Origin of the sequence: Zymobacter sp. IVIA_12111.31 C1 (genome assembly GCF_047495495.1) — a bacterium.
Lineage (GTDB): Bacteria > Pseudomonadota > Gammaproteobacteria > Pseudomonadales > Halomonadaceae > Zymobacter.
This window is the reverse complement of sequence record NZ_CP179930.1, coordinates 2,504,899-2,520,403: the sequence shown is the minus strand read 5'-3', so window position 1 is coordinate 2,520,403 and position 15,505 is coordinate 2,504,899. Positions and strand designations below refer to the sequence as shown.

9 protein-coding genes are annotated in these 15,505 nt (G+C 58.5%); 8 read left to right on the top strand and 1 reads right to left on the bottom strand.

Annotated elements, in window-relative coordinates; genetic code table 11:
• Positions 1–297 precede the first annotated feature (297 nt).
• The 8 genes from ACMHYW_RS11255 (at position 298) to ACMHYW_RS11220 (ending at position 14,196) form a co-directional block, all read left to right on the top strand.
• On the top strand, positions 298–858 hold the full coding sequence (locus ACMHYW_RS11255; protein ID WP_414499986.1) for a hypothetical protein: 561 nt from the start codon (positions 298–300) through the stop codon (positions 856–858).
• A gap of 618 nt (positions 859–1,476) precedes the next feature.
• Positions 1,477–3,912 (top strand): poly-beta-1,6 N-acetyl-D-glucosamine export porin PgaA, encoded by a 2,436-nt coding sequence (gene pgaA, locus ACMHYW_RS11250; RefSeq protein ID WP_414499985.1) that lies wholly within the window; start codon positions 1,477–1,479, stop codon positions 3,910–3,912.
• Between the two features lie 2 nt (positions 3,913–3,914).
• Complete coding sequence (gene pgaB / locus ACMHYW_RS11245) at positions 3,915–5,774, top strand: poly-beta-1,6-N-acetyl-D-glucosamine N-deacetylase PgaB (protein WP_414499984.1); 1,860 nt, start codon at positions 3,915–3,917, stop codon at positions 5,772–5,774.
• A 407-nt stretch (positions 5,775–6,181) separates the two neighbouring features.
• Positions 6,182–8,728: a poly-beta-1,6 N-acetyl-D-glucosamine export porin PgaA gene (gene pgaA / locus ACMHYW_RS11240; RefSeq protein WP_414499983.1), complete on the top strand. Its 2,547-nt coding sequence runs from the start codon at positions 6,182–6,184 to the stop codon at positions 8,726–8,728.
• Positions 8,729–8,730: 2 nt separating this feature from the next.
• Positions 8,731–10,755, top strand: a complete 2,025-nt coding sequence (pgaB, locus tag ACMHYW_RS11235) for a poly-beta-1,6-N-acetyl-D-glucosamine N-deacetylase PgaB (RefSeq protein WP_414499982.1) — start codon at positions 8,731–8,733, stop codon at positions 10,753–10,755.
• Positions 10,756–10,997: 242 nt separating this feature from the next.
• Complete coding sequence (gene pgaC / locus ACMHYW_RS11230; RefSeq protein WP_414499981.1) at positions 10,998–12,344, top strand: poly-beta-1,6-N-acetyl-D-glucosamine synthase; 1,347 nt, start codon at positions 10,998–11,000, stop codon at positions 12,342–12,344.
• A 14-nt stretch (positions 12,345–12,358) separates the two neighbouring features.
• Positions 12,359–12,844 carry a poly-beta-1,6-N-acetyl-D-glucosamine biosynthesis protein PgaD gene (gene pgaD, locus ACMHYW_RS11225; protein WP_027706197.1) on the top strand — a complete coding sequence of 162 codons (486 nt, stop codon included), beginning with the start codon at positions 12,359–12,361 and terminating at the stop codon, positions 12,842–12,844.
• 32 nt (positions 12,845–12,876) lie between these two features.
• The gene (locus tag ACMHYW_RS11220; protein WP_414499980.1) at positions 12,877–14,196 is read left to right on the top strand and encodes a diguanylate cyclase domain-containing protein; all 1,320 of its coding nucleotides are present in this window, start codon (positions 12,877–12,879) and stop codon (positions 14,194–14,196) included.
• A 93-nt stretch (positions 14,197–14,289) separates the two neighbouring features.
• On the opposite strand, the gene nhaA is transcribed toward ACMHYW_RS11220, so the two are convergent.
• Complete coding sequence (nhaA, locus tag ACMHYW_RS11215) at positions 14,290–15,459, bottom strand: Na+/H+ antiporter NhaA (protein ID WP_414499979.1); 1,170 nt, start codon at positions 15,457–15,459, stop codon at positions 14,290–14,292.
• Between the last annotated feature and the right edge of the window lie 46 nt (positions 15,460–15,505).

Sequence of the window (15,505 nt, the reverse complement as noted above, 5' to 3'; positions counted from 1 at the left end):
CTGCTATCGTAGCAAACGTGACAAGGTGCCGCATCCTTTGGGATGAGTTACCCTTTTGTAGCCGTATTGGGGTGCAAATCTGTCGGGAAATCGTGCGATTGTCGTTTGCGCCCTCGGTGAGGCATGCGATACTGACAGCATTGCGTTGCCTGCCCGCTCCTCGGCCGTAACCCAATGTCTTTCCGTCATTCGTCATTGACGTAGGCGGCATGAAGTGACGATGATGGAGCAACGGGCCGGTGACAGCCAGAACCGAGGCATTGGAACACCTTGTCCTTCTCGTGAAAGGATCAGGGAATGCGCCGCTGCCAGACAGCACCGCTGCCGTTGCCCTTCTCTCTTCTTCGAATCAAAGGCGATGATGTCATGTACGAATATCCGGTCAATGTCGATATCCAAACCATCGAAGGTAGCCCGTCTCGCAAGGTAGCCATTGCCTGCCCGACACTGCCAGAGCTGAAGTGCGTAGGTGACGGCCTGCGTGATGCCTTCCACAAGGCTACGCTGTGCGCCAAGGACGTGCTGGGGCGCTATGTTGCCGCTGGCAAGCCGATCCCGCAGCCGAACCCGGCCACTATGGGCCAATACCTGCTGCGTCTGCCGTTGCTGACCGTGGCTAAAATCCTGCTGTGGAACGAGATGTCCTATCAGGGCGTTAACAGCAGCGAACTGGCACAGCGCCTGCGCATCGACGAAAAGCAGGTCGCCGAGCTGCTCGATTTTACGGCCAACGTCGAAATCGAACTGATCGAAAGCGCACTGAGCGCAGTAGGCAAACGCCTGGTGCTGTCTCTGGCCGCTGAAAGCACGCTCGATATCGAAAGCCGCAAATGGCCGCACGAGAAAGTCGAGCTCTAAGCGCTCGCCGTGCTAGGGGCGTTTGCCCTGCATGAACACAAGGCCTCACTTCGGTGGGGCCTTTGTCGTTTCAGGAGCGGTGATTGAGGGGTGCTGTGCGCGGCAATGTCACGCTGTTATATCGAAATGATAGTGGCTACTACGCCTGAAGCGCATTATTATCGGTGCTATTCATTGGGGCGCGTCACAACGTTGCTTACAACGAGAACCACTTTCCTTGTAGACGCTCTGTCTACATAATATAAGCGTTTGGCAAATAGCGGCCGCTATTTATAATCAATTCGTATCAAAAAAATAACGCTTCTGCTCTGTATCCCTAGGGAAACACATACAAAAAATAACCAACGGAAAAGGTGTATTACAAATAATTTAATTAAGTTTCAGTCGCCGCTTTACTGTAAGGTATCGTAATTATTTATGCCTTCATGATATTTAATATATTTTTTGTTATAATCCATTTTGAAGTCAAAAAAAAATAGATAATCTATGCGCCGTTGCACCGTATATTAGTCCTTATCGCTCATAATCTTCCCCATTATCTCTGGAACGGATCATCACGCCGAGCATCATGATCGGCGGCGGCTTCCGTTTGCTTTGTATTTCACCCCCGGAATGGCCATGAACAAGACATTTCTGTTGGCGTTATCCCTGCTGGCGAGCGCCCCTGCTGTTGCAGCTGTCGATACGCAATACGATGATCTGGTGCGTCTGGCCCGTACCGGCGATACGGCCCCCGTCCTGGATTACCTGAAACGGCACCAGACTGACCAGTCCGTGCAGCAACGCGAAGACAACATCGTCATCGCGTCGTGGGCCGGTCGGGATCAGGAAACGGTCGCGGCCTATCGGCGTTACCCCAATCCTGAGCAGCTCTCCGCAGAGGTGCTAGGCACGGTGGCGCGGGCTCATCGCAATCTGAAGCAGTACGCTGAGGCGGCGGCCCTGTACCGCAAAGCGCAGCATCAGGTCCCCGATGACCCTCAGTGGGTCATGGGTGAAATGCTGGTGCTGGCAGATGACGGCAAGGGTGGGCAGGCCGTGGCGCTGGGAAAACCGTGGGTCGATCGACTCAGCGGTGAGGATCAGGCGCAAATGCGTACTGTCATGGCCTATGCGCTGCTGTCGGAAGGGGCACGTTACGAAGCGCTTCATCAGATGGAGCGCGCCTTCGTGACCGAATATCCCGGTGACTTTCAGGGCGAGCTGCGCGAGCGCTACGGGCAGGTGCTGACACGCGGTGAAATGCCGATGGCGGCACTTAGCATCGACGCGGGCCTGACGCCGCTACAGCGTTTGCAGAAGCAGTCAGATGAAATGGCCTTGCGTGTTCGTGTGGCAGTGCTGGACAGCCGCCAAGAATCCGAGCGTTTGCAGGCTACCGATGAAGCTCTGGCGCGCTATGCCTCGCTGTTGAAGCAGTGCGCGGCAACGCCCGGTGCCGACGCCATCGCACGCCAGATGCGCATTGATCGTCTGGGGCTGTATGACGGACGTGGCATGCCGCAGCAGGTGGTGAGCGAGTATGACGCGCTGAAGGCTCAAGGGGGGGAGGTTCCGCCCTATGCACGGGTATGGGTCGCGCGTTCGCTGTTAAAGCTGCGCCAGCCTGCGCGTGCTGAGCGCCTTATGGCGTCGGCTGTGAAGGAAACGGAAGCGGGCCAGCCGCAACCGTGGATGGCGGGGCGCATTCTCCATGCGCAGACGCTGACCCTGTGCCATCGCATCGACGATGCCGCACGTGAAATCGAACGCATCATGCCGCTTGAAGGGCGCTACCGCTGGGTCATCAACTACCCCCAGACCGAGATAGATTCGACATGGCTCACGCTCCAGTTGAATCACGCTAGCCTGCTTAACGACAAGGCGCAGAACGAGCCCGCGTTGGCCGTTTTTGAAGACCTATGCCGCTATAACCTCGGCAGTACCGAGACTTGCGTGCCGCTGGCCGACATGTACCGCAACAATGGCTGGCCGCGCCGCTCGGAGCAGCGCCTCAAACTGGTCGAAGGTGTTTCGCCACGAGCGCTGGAACTGGAAGAATCCCAGGCATATACCGCGCTCGCACTGCGCGAGTGGCATCAGGCTGATGTGCTGACAGATGATGTGGCTCAGCGCTATCCGGAAGACTATGACGTGGGTCGTCTGGTGCGAGCCAACGAGGTCGCCCATATGGCCGAACTGCGCCTGACGGCCAGTCCTGACCGCAGTAGCGGCAGTAGCACGGTGCGTGGCAGCCATTCGCTGGCGATGGAAGGCACGCTGTTTTCACCGCGCTTTCTTGATCACTGGCGTGTGTTCGCCGGTTCCGGCTATAGCTCAAGTCGGTTTGAAGAGGAAAAAGGTCACGGTCGCTGGCAGCGTGCCGGTGTGGAATACAGTGGGCGCGACCTGCTGGTCAGTGCGGATACGCGCTATCAAAACTACGGCGTAGGGCACGAGCAGGGCTACCGCTTCACCCTTGATCATGACCTTAGCGATATCTGGCACTGGGGCACATTGGTGGCACGGCGCTCTACGGACGCGCCGTTGCGCGCCCGTATCGCTGGCGTGCATGCCGACCAGTATCAAGCCTACGGGCGCTGGACGCCCGATGACGAACGCGCATGGGAACTGGCCTATACCCACTGGGACTTCTCCGATCGCAACCGGCATCAGCAGGTTGCCCTGTCGGGTGAGCACCGCCTGTGGGCCATTACCGATCTTCGTCTAGACGGCCTGCTGGATGTAGAAGGGCGTTTGGCGCGTTACAGCACCGATGCGCAGTCTTATTACAGCCCCAAACATGATGTGGCCGTGATGCCGTCGCTGCGCCTGACGCACCGCCTGTATGCCTTCTATGAAAACCAATGGCAGCAGACATTCGAGCTTGGGGCCGGTCATTACTGGGAAGCCCGCTATGGAAGCTCGCCGATGCTGATGGCGCGCTATGGGCAGCAGCTACAGACAAACGACGTGCTGGCCTTGGGCGCTACTGTTGGCTGGGAACGCCAGTCCTATGACGGCCGTGCCGAAAACGATCTTCAACTCTCATTCGACATGAATTACAGGTTCTGACCATGAACAAGGTATTTCGTCTGCTGTCTGTCGGGCTGCTAGCTGCGCTGTCGGGCTGCGCGGGCCAGCATCCGGTGTTCACGCCACCGCTTGAGCGTCCGCTTGCTGTTCGTGATACGCCTTGGCCGCGCAATCAGGTGTTGGTGCTGGCCTACCACGACATCATGGACACTGAGCCGGATCAACAGTATGTGGCGACGCGCACGGCTAATTTCATCGCTCAGATGCGCTGGCTGCAAGTGAACCACTATATTCCTGTGTCGATGGATCAGATCTTCGCGGCCAGCGAAGGCAAGGGCGAGCTACCGGAAAAAGCAGTGCTGCTGACCTTCGATGATGGTTACCGCAGCATGTACGACCGTGTGTTCCCGATTCTCAAACGCAACCACTGGCCAGCACTGTTCGCTCCAGTGGGGCGCTGGATCGACACGCCGGAAGGGCAGCCGGTCGATTTTAGTGGCAAGTTGCGCCCGCGTGACAAGTTTGTCACCTGGGATCAGGTCCGCGAAATGTCCGATTCGGGGCTGGTCGAGATCGGATCGCATACGCAGGATTTGCACCACGGCGTGCTGGCGAATCCGCAGGGCAACGTGGAGCCCGCAGCGGCAGCGCTGAAATACGATCCGGTGACCAAACGCTATGAAACGCTGGAAGAGTTCCGTCAGCGCATCGACCGCGATGTCAGTGCCATTACGAGTACGCTGACACGGGTGGACGGCAAGCCGCCGCGGGTTTGGGTATGGCCCTATGGCGCGGCCAGCGGTATTGCGCTGGATGTGGCGCGCCAGCACCACTATCGGGCGGCCATGACGCTTGAGGATGGGCTGCTTGATGTTCACAACCTGATGAACGTGCCGCGCATGTTGGTGGCCAACGACCCCGATATCGACGGCTTCGTGGCCAATGCCGTTCAGTTGCAGGAGCACCCGCCAATTCGTTCGGTGCGTGTTGATCTCGATGCGATCTACGATCCCGATCCGGCGCAGATGGAAGAGAACGTTGGGCGAGTGGTGCAGCGTCTGTCGGAGGTGCAGCCTACCGTCATCATCGTCAAGGGATTTGTGTCGCCTGCTCATCCCGGTGAGCCAGTACGTGAAACGTATTTCCCGAACCATGTATTGCCCATGAAGGCCGATCTGTTCAACCGGACGGTGCATCAGATCCACTCACGCTTGCTGTTCGACCCGCGCGTTTATGCGTGGATTCCGACACTGGCGGCAGAACAAGGGGCGTCCGTGCCGCTGTGCTCGACCTCGCCCTATCGCGCCTCACCGTTCAGTCCTGTTGTGCAGCGCCAGTTGCGTACGCTGTACCGCGATATGGCGGCCAGCGTGCCGACTCTGGAAGGCGTGATGTTCGATGAGGATGCCAGCGATGCCGTCTGTGCGGGGGAATCCCCAGCGCGGCTTACGCAGGCGCAGTACGACCTCAGTGTTCAGCTGAGCGATGAAGTGCGTGCCGTACGCGGGCAGGATGTGAAGACGCTGCAAGTGGTGGTCACGGGGGCGCATGAGACGGCTCGCCAGGCGGTCGCGCGCACGCTGACGCACCACAATCATGCGCTAGTGCGGCTGTCGCCGGGGGCGCGCCAGGGCGCGGGTAATATCGTGACGCATGCTCAGGCGCAGGCGTTGCTGAAGACGGTAAGCGAGCTCCCCAACGGTATGGCGCGCACGTTGTTTGAAGTGGAGCGTCAGACGCCTACGGGCAAGGTGATTGCGGATGAACGGGTTGGAAAGTGGCTGGTCTGGCTGGCTAACCGAAGCGTCATTCATCTTGGCTATGCCCCTGACGATGCGCAGGCCAACCGTCCTGTGTTGCGTAATATGGCGCCGCTGTTTGAGTCGCGTTGGCAGGAATAGCCGGTATTGCTGCCCCTTTATTAACCGTAATATTCTGTCAACTACTACGGTAATGACAATAATAAAGGGGCGGTATTTGCTGCATATAATTACATCAGTTAACAATTAATATAGGTCGCTGACATAACGTTTCAAAGGAAAAGTAAAGTTCGGAACACAAAGCGTTAGCGTGGAATATGGCGATTATGTTACTCAGAGTAAAAACGCTTGGTATTTCGCTTGTTTGCTATGTTTTTTGTCTTTTCGGACTGTTCCATTACTGATAGAGAAGTTAGTCTATATCGGCCTTTTAGGTACCCTACTTTAGTACCCGCTTTATAGATATTCGTGCTCATGCGGTGAATGAGCGGCTTCGAATAGCAACCCGCAGACATAATGTCCTGGCGGGCAATGCAACCGGAATAGCAATGAATAAGACTTCTTTGTTGGCGTTATGTCTGCTGTTAGGTGCTCAGACAGCAGGAGCTGGCAGCGTCGTGCCTGATGCTCACTACGACGATCTAGTGCGCAAGGCGCGCAGCGGTGATACAGCTCCTGCTCTTGAGTATCTTCGACAGCATGTCAAAGAACAGACCAGGCAGCAGCAGGAAGATCACATCGTCATCGCCTCATGGGCTGGCCGCGATAGCGAAGTGCTAGAGGCCTATGCGCATGTGCAGGACAAGTCAGCGCTGTCTGCTCCCATTCTGGCCAGTGTCGCTCGGGCTTATCGCAATACGCGTGATTACGAGCATGCCGCCCAACTGTACCGTCAGGCCGAGAAAATCGCTCCCGATGACCCTCAGTGGGTGATGGGCGAGATGCTGGTGATGGCAGATGGCAAGCGTGGACGCGATGCCATCGCGCGCGGTCGGCCGTGGCTGGGCAAAGTGTCCTCTCCGGATGAAGCCCGCCTGCGTACGGTTATGGCCTATGCCTGGCTATCGGTTGGGGAGCGCTTTGAGGCACTTCACGAAGTGCATCAGGCCTTCTTGCTGGAGCATCCCGGTCCGTTTGATCGTGACGTGCTGGAGCGCTACGGGCAGGTGCTGTCGCGTGCCGAGCTGCCGATGGCAGGGCTGGAAGTCGATGCGCGCCTGACGCCCGTTCAGCGCTTGCAGAAGCAGGCCGACGAGATGGCGCTGCAGGTGCGTATGAGCCATACCGGTGGGCGACAGGAAGCTGATCGCTTCGTGGCGCCTGATGAGCTGATCTCTCGCTACCACTCGCTGCTGTCGCAGTGCGATCGCACTCCCGGTGCAGAAGGCGTTGCGCGCCAGATGCGCATTGATCGCATGGGGGCCTACGAAGCGCGTGGCATGCACCGTCAGGTCGTGGCTGAGTATGAGCAGCTGAGCCGTGAAGGCCGCATCCCGTCCTATGCCGAAGCGTGGGTGGCACAGGCCTACATGGCACTGCACAACCCCGGTAAAGCGGATGAGCTGTTCCGCGATGTCATTGCCCATGAGTCGCCCAAGGACGATCACTGGACTGAAGACAATCAGAACCATGTGCGCAGTCTGCTGGAAGACGATCGCCCCGGTGATGCGCGTCAGGCGATGGACACGCTGTTGCCGACGATTCCCAAAGTGCACTGGTCGATCAACTACCCATTGCCGCAGGTCAATGAAAACTGGCTGTCCACGCAGCTGCTGGACGTTGACGTGATGCAGGCCAACGGTGACGAACGCAAGGCGTTCGCGAAGTCGCGTCACCTGTGCGAGATCGCGCCGGCTCAGACGTCGCCCTGCATTGGCTATGGTGCGCTGTTGGAAGAACAAGGGCGCTACCGCGATGCGGAGTACCAGTATCTAGTGGTGCAGAGCGGTATGCCGCGCAACCAGTCGCTGGAAGTGGCGCAGCTGGTGAATGCGCTCAACCTGCGTGAGTGGCACCGCGCTGATGTGCTGGCCGAAGGGCTGACACAGCGCTTCACCGATGAAGAGGGTTCTCGTCAGGCGCTGCGCCAGAACGAGATCGCGCATATGGCGGAGTTCCAGTTGAGCGCGAGCAAAGGTCATTCTCACTCGCACGGTAGCAATGGCAGCAACGGTAACCCGATCCGCGGTAACGACGATCTGCATATCGAAGGCACGCTTTACAGCCCTCGCTTCGGTGATCACTGGCGGGCTTTCCTCGGTGCCGACTACACCTCAGGCGAGTTCGGTACTGAAGAGTCAACAACGGACCATGGCCGCTGGCAGCGTGGTGGGGTCGAATACACCGATCGCAATACGGTCGCGACGCTTGAAGCGTCCACTCAGCGCTTTGGTGACGTCGGGCAGCAGATGGGGGGCAAGGTGACGGTTGATCGTGACATCAACGATCGCTGGCACTACGGCGCGGCTTATAGCTTCCGGTCAGCCGAAACGCCGCTGCGCGCGCGGGCAGAAGGGATCTGGGCCAACCAGGGTGACGTACATGCCAGTTGGACGCCGTCCAACCGTACTAGCGTGCAGCTCTCCCTGTCGCCGTGGCACTTCTCAGATGGCAACTGGCGTTGGCAGAGCTCGCTGAGCGGCAGTCAGCGGCTGTGGACATGGCCGCACGCGCGTCTGGACGGCCTGCTAGCGATCAGCGGCAGCCGCAACAGCATCAGCCATATCGCTGGTGATAGCTCCATTGACGCTGGCAACAGAAAGACAGGGGCAGATTATTACAGTCCGAAAAGCGATCTCTCCATTATGCCGGGGCTGCGTCTGACGCATGCGCTGTATCGCCACTACGACCGCCAGTGGGAACACTATCTGGAGCTGGGAGCAGGACGTTATTACGAAAACTATACCTGGCGTGATAGCGAGGGTGATCACAACCGCCACGATAACACCCCACTGTGGATGGCGCGCTATGGTCAGGATATCCAGTTGAGCGATGTTCTGAATGTCGGTGCGTCCGCGCAGGTCACTCGTCAGTCGTATGACGGTGTGAGCGAAAGGGACATCCAACTGATGCTCGATATGAATTACAGGTTCTAGCCATGATGATGAAAAGAGTGTTGTGCTGCCTGCTCGGTCTGGCCTTGCCCATGCTGAACGCCTGTGCCGAGCAGGGGGGCATGTTTACGCCGCCCACCGAACGACCTGACATGGTGAGTGAACAGCCGTGGCCGAAGAACCATGTGCTGGTGTTGGCTTATCACGACATCATGGACAGCGAACCCGATCAGCAGTACGTGGCGACGCGCACAGCCAACTTCGTGGCGCAGATGCGCTGGCTGAAAGCCAACCACTATGTGCCGGTATCGATGGACCAGATCTTTGCGGCCCGCGATGGCAAAGCTGATCTGCCTGAGAAAGCAGTGCTGCTGACCTTCGATGACGGCTATCGCAGCATGTATGACCGGGTGTTCCCGATCCTTAAGCGCAACCACTGGCCGGCACTGTTTGCCCCGGTAGGCGCATGGCTCGATACCCCGCAGGACCAGATGGTCAACTTCAGCGGCAAGATGCGCCCGCGTGACAAGTTCGTGACCTGGGATCAGGTGCGCGAGATGTCCGATTCAGGGCTGATCGAGATCGCATCGCATACGCAGGACATGCATAAGGGGATCATCGCCAACCCGCAGGGGAACGTCGAACCTGCCGCAGCGGCATTGGCCTACGATCTGGCTAAGAAGCGCTATGAAACGCTGGATGAGTTCCGCCACCGCTTCGATCTGGACGCCACGACCATCACCAACACCATCACCCGCGTGACGGGAAAAGCGCCTCGCGTGTGGGTATGGCCGTACGGTGCGTCCAGCGGTATCGGTCTGGAAGTCATCAAGGAACACGGCTATCAGTCGGCCATGACGCTGGACGAAGGGCTGTTGGACGTTCGCAACCTGATGAACGTGCCGCGCACGCTGGTGGCTTACGACCCCAACGTTGATGCCTTTTCCAGCTGGGTGGCTGACGCGCAGGAAAAACCGGTCATGCGCACGGTGCGCGTCGATCTGGACTACGTCTATGACCCTGATCCCAAACAGATGGATGAGAACGTTGGGCGTCTGATCCAGCGTCTGGCGGATCTGCGCCCATCGGTCGTCATGCTGCAGGCGTTTTCCGACCCGAAAGGGGACGGCCTGATCAAGGAAGTCTACTTCCCCAACAGTCAGCTGCCGATGCGTGCCGACCTGCTGAACCGTGTGACGGTGCAGATCCACACTCGCATGCCGGAGCGCGCGCGCGTCTTTGTCTGGATGCCGGTCCTAACCTTCGATCTGAAGGGGCTGCCGCACGTCATGGAAATGACGCCGGAAGGCAAGCGTCGCATCGACCCGCACCAGTACCGCCGTTTGACGCCGTTCAACTCTGAAGTTCGTGCGCGCATCAAAGCGCTCTACCGTGACATGGCCGTTAGTGTGCCGTCGATCGAAGGGGTCGCTTTCCACGATGACCTGGTGATGTCCGATTACGAAGACGTGAGTGATGCCGGTCTGGCCGCGATGCGTAAGGCAGGTTTCGGCGACGATGTGCTGGCGCTGCGCAAGGACCACGATCGCAGCATGGCATGGGCGCGCTACAAAGGCCGCTTTATGAATGCATTCACCAAAGAGCTGATGGATGAAGTGCACTCGCTGCGCGGTACTGATGTGAAGTCCGCGCGCAACATCTTCATCGAACCGGTACTTAACCCGGACAGCGAAGAGTGGTTCGCCCAGAACTTGGACGACACGCTGGACGCCTACGACTACGTGATGCCGATGCTGATGCCTTATATGGAAGGCGTTCGCGATCCAAAGGCGATTCACGACTGGATGGCACGCGCCGTCGAACGCGTGCGTCAGCATCCCAATGGACTGCAGAAGACCATCTTCGAGCTGCAGGCGCAGGACTGGCGGTCGGATACCGACGGGCACGGCGATCGCTGGATTTCAAGCGAAGTGCTGGGCGGCTGGATGAAGGATCTGTTCAGCATGGGCGTGGTTCACCTCGGGTACTACCCGGATGACTTCTACCACAACACCCCGAGTCAGAAAGTGATCCGCTCTGTCATGTCGCCGTCTTGGGCACCGGACTGAGGCGAGCTCACAGAGGCATCGCGAAGAAGCTACAAGCCGGTCCGAAAGGGGCGAGGACCGGCATTTTTGTGGCGCGATGCCCGAGCGAAGCCTTCGGCGTTCTTTGGGTGCGCAGCACGTAGCCGTTTCGGCGCACGCGTCTGCGAATAACGATTCGAAAAAAGTATGAAGCACAACGTAATGCATAACCGCCATGTGTGGCCCATTCGGCATGGCATTATGTCAACACGGTATGGATGGCTATGACAGATCGCATTCTGGCACTACTACTACTGCTCATCGTGCTAGGCACGCCAATAGGAGTCGCCTTCAATTTCACGGGCGACATCCTGCTGTATTTCGTCTTCCTGTACCCCCTGTTCATGTCGGTACTGTGGATTACCGGAGGGATCTATTTCTGGTTCCACTGGGAACGCCACTGGAAGTGGGGCGATGAACAGTCGGTACCTGAACTGAAGGGCAATCCGCTTGTCTCGATATTGGTGCCTTGCTTCAACGAGGGCAACAACATCGAAGAAACGCTGCAGTTCGCGCTGACGCAGCACTACCCCAATACGGAAATCATCGCCATCAACGATGGTTCCAGCGATGACACTGGGGCTGTGCTCGAAGAAATGGCGACGCGCTATCCGAACCTGCGCGTAGTGCACCTGGCCCAGAACCAAGGCAAGGCTGTGGCGCTGCGCATGGGGGCGACCGCTGCCAACAGTGAATATCTGGTCTGCATTGATGGTGATGCGGTACTCGATCGCAACGCCGTGTCCTATCTAGTGGCGCCGCTGATCGAGCACCCGCGCCTCGGGGCGGTCACGGGTAACCCGCGTATCCGCACGCGTTCCACGCTGACCGGTCGCGTACAGGTCGGCGAGTTCTCGTCGATCATCGGGCTGATCAAGCGTACGCAACGCGTACTGGGTAGGATCTTCACCGTGTCGGGTGTGGTCGTGGCCTTCCGTCGTGCCGCGTTGCATCGCGTGGGCTACTGGAGTCCGGATATCATGACTGAGGATATCGACATCAGTTGGAAGCTGCAGCGCGATCACTGGTCGGTATTCTACGAACCACGCGCACTGTGCTGGATCCTGATGCCGGAGTCGCTCAAGGGGCTGTGGAAGCAGCGTTTGCGCTGGGCACAGGGGGGTGGGGAGGTATTCCTCAAGAATTTTAGTATCATTACCCATACCCGCTATCGCTACATGTGGCCGCTGTGGATCGAGTTCTGCTTTTCGACGCTTTGGGGCTTCACATTCCTGATTACGCTATTGCTGTGGGCAACCGGTACGGTGGTGGATTTGCCACCCAACCTCCGCGTTACCCATATCGTGCCGCCATCCTTTACGGGGCTATTGCTCGCTTTCGTCTGCCTTCTGCAGTGTGGAACCAGCATCATGATCGAACGCCGCTACGAGCGTAAGCTCGGCCGCGAACTGTTCTGGGTCATTTGGTATCCCTTGGTATTCTGGGCACTTAGTTTGTTGACGTCTGTAGTCAGCTTTTCGAAGGTCATGCTGTCCCCCCGCGGTCGCCGTGCGCGCTGGGTGACGACTGACCGCGGGATCGATCGTCAGGACAAGGGAGAATCCGCGTGAAGGAACAGGAGCACATGGCACGTGAAATCGTGCTGTACAAGCGCTCATCGCGAGGCGCTACGCTGGTGGATGGTCTGCTGACGGGCATCGCATGGGTCGGATTTTTGTCCTTGATCGTGATCGGGCTGTACAACATCTGGGAGGCCGAAACGGCGCCAGAGGCAGAACATGTCGAGTTTTTCGGGCATGTCATGCTGTCTTCTCTGTATACCGTGTTGTGGTATCTCGGGGCGGCACTACTTTTATTGGTGTTGTTAGTGTGCTGGAGCCGCTACAACACATGGCGTTGGCGGGGAAAGGAGCGACGCACGCGTTTCCCCAACCTGAACGTCAAGGACGTGCCGTCCTACTTCGGTGCAGACCCCGCGCTGGTGGCACAGTTGCGAGCGGCTGCAATAGTGACCATCCATTCTGACAGCAACGGTGACATTCATTTCCTGACCCATGGCAAGAATGAAGATGATGACCGCGAAACGGTGCTGCCGGCCGACTCGCTCTAATACGATGGCTGGTCCCTTTGGGTGACAAGGTAATGAAAAAAGCAGGACTGCTGAAGGCTGTGCGCATGCACTTCTCTCAGCTCTTGAAAGGTCAGCGGCCACGGCCGCTGACGATGACAACGCCTCCTCTTGCGCTGGGTCGCCGGCTCAGGAAAAGCGTGCTGCGTCCGTTCCACTGGCTTGCGCTGGTGGGCGTACGGCTGATGCTGGCCTCACCGCTGGCAGGGCTTCCCATACGCACGCGTCGACGCTGGGAGGCTGTCCTCCTGACTGTTACCGGTGTGGTGGCCGTCGTAGGCGTGACGATGGGCAGCTGGCGCGCGCTGAATCAGGAAATGCTCCAGTCTGCGGCCTCTTCCACGGCCTATATGGTCGAAGAAGGGTTGATACATAACGATCATGCTGCGGTGCACAATACGCTGCGGCGGCTGTCGTGGTTCTCGGGGGTCTCATCCGTTCGCGTCTATGACGCGGAAGGCGGAGTGTTCGAGCGCTGGCACAGCGCGGGTGTCGTGCCACGCGATGAAGACCAGCAGCGCTTTCTGAATCGCATGCTGGACATGGAGATCTACCTGCCGATCATGGACGGCGAGCATGCGGTAGGCGGTGTGCTGGTTACAGCGCATGCCGAGCACATGCTCAAGACTCTGCGCGAGGCTCTGCTGCTGTCAGGCATCCTGTCGGGTGTGCTGGCGCTGGTTATTTTCGTGGCCTATCGCCGGATGCGCCACGGGCGCAGGAAACCGGCTAGCGCAGCGGCTGCCGTGCCGCCGGATACGATGCCGGCCTCAGCAGCACAGGGCGCTCATGCATCACTGCTGGAAGGGATGCTGAACTTCAAGAGCGAGATCGACACGGCCTATACGCGCCTGCTGTTTCAGGCCACCCATGATGCACTAACGCGCGTCTACAACCGTTTCTATTTCGACCTGTTCTTCGAGCATGCGATGAATTACGGGCGTGAAAACGACGAGCGCTTTGGATTGATCTTCATCGACTGCAACCGCTTCAAGGCGATCAACGATCAGCATGGGCACCTGTGCGGTGATCAGGTGCTGCAGGAAGTGGCTCGTCGTCTGAACGAGCGCTTCGAAGGTATCGGTGATGTCTTTCGCTATGGTGGGGATGAGTTTGCGGTGCTGATTCATACCCTGCTGGACGATGCATATCTGCAGACGCTGGTCGATGAAGTGCCGCGTCTTTTCGATGAACCGATACGCGTCGAGAGCATCGACGAACCGCTGAGCGTTGGCGTTGCGTGTGGTGGGGCCTGCTACCCCACCGATGGCAATACGGCTCGTCAGCTCATGCATTCCGCTGATGGTCGCATGTACGATCGCAAGGAGCGCTGAGCCGCTTTTCGATACGTCTCACGCACTGAACACAAGGCCCGATCTTCGCTAGAGGATCGGGCCTTGTGCCGTTTGGAGGGAATAAACGGGAAACTATGAGCGGCGCGTGGTGGTGATGGCACGAAAAGCCACAACGCCTAGCAGTGTCGATAGCAGCGATCCGGCCAGCACGCCGATCTTCACTTCGTCTAGATATTCTGGTGACGATGCGTAGGCCAGACCTCCGATGAATAGGCTCATGGTGAAGCCGATGCCGCACAGCATGGCGGTGGCAAGCAGCGTCGACCAGCGTGCTTCTGCAGGCATGGGGGCAATGCGCAGACGGATGGTTAGCCATGTCATGCCGAAGATGCCGAGCGGCTTACCGATCAGCAGTCCTAGCATCACGCCCAGCGGTACGGGCGACAGCAGGTGATGCAGTACGGCTGGCGATAGAGTGACGCCCGCATTGGCCAGTCCAAACAGCGGAAGCACTAGCAGTGCGATCCAAGGGGTAAGGGCGTGCGAAAGGCGGTGCAGCGGTGACGCACGGCCCTCGGCCACGGCGGTGCGAGGAATGCAGAGCGCCAGCAGTACGCCAGCCAATGTCGCATGAAGCCCTGATCCTGCCATGCAGTACCACAGCACGCCGCCTACCAGCAGGTACGGCAGCAAGGCCCGTATGCCTAGCCGGTTGAATACGATCAGTACTGCAAATGCCCCGCCGGCGCCTGCCAGCATGCCCCACGCCAGCGACTGCGTGTAGAAGCACGCAATGATCACGATGGCACCGAGGTCGTCAATGATCGCAAGTGCTGCCAGAAAGGTACGCAGTGAGGCGGGAACCCGCTTACCGAGCAGTGTGATGACCGTGAGAGCGAAGGCGATATCCGTGGCGGATGGAATCGCCCAGCCTTTGAGCGTCTGTGGCTGATGCGCGTTAAACAGCGCGAAGACCAGTGCGGGAACGACCATACCGCCCAGTGCCGCCAGCCCCGGTAGCGCTCGCGCCCCCCAGCGTGCCAGTTGTCCTTCGCACAGCTCCGCTTTGATCTCTAGCCCTACGCCCAGAAAGAACACACTCATCAAACCATCGTTGATCCAGTGAGCGACCGAACGCCCCATTACGGGGTGATGAAGCAATGACTGCACGTCGGACTGCCAAGGACTATTGGCCAGCAGAATGGCAATGAGCGACGCGATGATCAGCACGATACCCCCCGTAGTGGGATGGTAGATCAAGGCCTTCCAGCGGGGTTGATGGCGCAGAGAGGTAGAAGACATGGCATGCCCGTGTGTGAAGTGAAAGGGGGCATTGGATAGGAGCTGG

What these genes read in the sequence shown, in the direction of transcription:
- ACMHYW_RS11255 (WP_414499986.1), top strand. Translation starts at nt 298, where the DNA reads ATGCGCCGCTGCCAGACAGCACCGCTGCCGTTGCCCTTCTCTCTTCTT.
- pgaA (WP_414499985.1), top strand. Translation starts at nt 1,477, where the DNA reads ATGAACAAGACATTTCTGTTGGCGTTATCCCTGCTGGCGAGCGCCCCT.
- pgaB (WP_414499984.1), top strand. Translation starts at nt 3,915, where the DNA reads ATGAACAAGGTATTTCGTCTGCTGTCTGTCGGGCTGCTAGCTGCGCTG.
- pgaA (WP_414499983.1), top strand. Translation starts at nt 6,182, where the DNA reads ATGAATAAGACTTCTTTGTTGGCGTTATGTCTGCTGTTAGGTGCTCAG.
- pgaB (WP_414499982.1), top strand. Translation starts at nt 8,731, where the DNA reads ATGATGATGAAAAGAGTGTTGTGCTGCCTGCTCGGTCTGGCCTTGCCC.
- pgaC (WP_414499981.1), top strand. Translation starts at nt 10,998, where the DNA reads ATGACAGATCGCATTCTGGCACTACTACTACTGCTCATCGTGCTAGGC.
- pgaD (WP_027706197.1), top strand. Translation starts at nt 12,359, where the DNA reads ATGGCACGTGAAATCGTGCTGTACAAGCGCTCATCGCGAGGCGCTACG.
- ACMHYW_RS11220 (WP_414499980.1), top strand. Translation starts at nt 12,877, where the DNA reads ATGAAAAAAGCAGGACTGCTGAAGGCTGTGCGCATGCACTTCTCTCAG.
- nhaA (WP_414499979.1), bottom strand. Translation starts at nt 15,459, where the DNA reads ATGTCTTCTACCTCTCTGCGCCATCAACCCCGCTGGAAGGCCTTGATC.